The organism is Microvirga sp. jy35 (assembly GCF_056148915.1).
Genome location: NZ_JBWBEW010000115.1, coordinates 1 through 1,352, shown reverse-complemented (window position 1 = coordinate 1,352; position 1,352 = coordinate 1). Strand labels below are relative to the sequence as shown.

Here is a 1,352-nt window from a genome sequence, read left to right as displayed (position 1 = left end):
GCGGGCATTGACGAGGCCAAGGAGGATCTGCAGGAGGTGGTGGAGTTTCTGCGCGATCCGCAGAAGTTCCAGCGCCTCGGCGGGCGCATTCCCCGCGGCGTGCTGCTGGTCGGCCCGCCCGGCACCGGCAAGACCCTCACGGCCCGGGCCGTGGCAGGCGAGGCCAACGTGCCGTTCTTCACCATCTCGGGCTCCGACTTCGTCGAGATGTTCGTGGGCGTCGGCGCCTCCCGCGTGCGCGACATGTTCGAGCAGGCCAAGAAGAACGCGCCCTGCATCATCTTCATCGACGAGATCGACGCGGTCGGCCGCCATCGCGGCGCGGGTCTCGGCGGCGGCAACGACGAGCGCGAGCAGACCCTCAATCAGCTGCTGGTCGAGATGGACGGCTTCGAGGCCAACGAGGGCGTGATCATCATTGCGGCCACCAACCGGCCCGACGTGCTCGATCCGGCGCTGCTGCGTCCGGGCCGCTTCGACCGCCAGATCGTGGTGCCCAACCCGGACGTGGTCGGCCGCGAGAAGATCCTGCGCGTTCACGTGCGCAAGGTGCCGCTGGCGCCCGACGTGGACCTGAAGGTGATTGCCCGGGGCACCCCCGGCTTCTCGGGCGCGGACCTGATGAACCTGGTCAACGAGGCGGCGCTGCTGGCGGCCCGGCGCGGCAAGCGCATTGTGACCATGAAGGAGTTCGAGGACGCCAAGGACAAGGTGATGATGGGCGCCGAGCGCCGCACCCTGGTGATGACCGACGACGAGAAGCGCCTGACCGCCTACCACGAGGCCGGCCATGCGGTGGTGGCGCTCAACGTGCCGGCCACCGATCCGGTGCACAAGGCCACGATCATTCCCCGCGGCCGTGCCCTGGGCATGGTCATGCAGCTGCCCGAGCGGGACAAGCTGTCCATGAGCTACGAGCAGATGACCTCGCGGCTGGCGATCATGATGGGCGGGCGCATTGCCGAGGAGATGATCTTCGGGCGCGACAAGGTGACCTCCGGGGCGCAGTCGGACATCGAGCAGGCCACGCGTCTGGCCCGCATGATGGTGACCAAGTGGGGCTTCTCGCCCGAGCTTGGCACGGTGGCCTACGGGGAGAACCAGGACGAGGTGTTCCTCGGCATGTCCATGGGGCGCCAGCAGAACATCTCGGAGGCGACGTCCCAGAAGATCGACTCGGAGGTGCGCCGTCTGGTGGAGGACGGGCTCAACGATGCCCGGCGCATTCTCACCGAGAAGCAGCACGAGCTTGAGGCCCTGGCCCGGGGTCTGCTGGAGTACGAGACCCTGTCGGGCGAGGAGATCCGCAACCTCCTCGACGGCCAGCCCCCCGTCCGCGACGCAGGGGATGC

1 protein-coding gene is annotated in these 1,352 nt (G+C 68.3%); it reads left to right on the top strand.

Going from position 1 to position 1,352, the window contains the following annotated elements:
- Positions 1-1,352: ATP-dependent zinc metalloprotease FtsH (gene ftsH, locus AC0QTX_RS27455; protein WP_474606956.1), on the top strand; the 1,352-nt coding region annotated here is incomplete at both ends.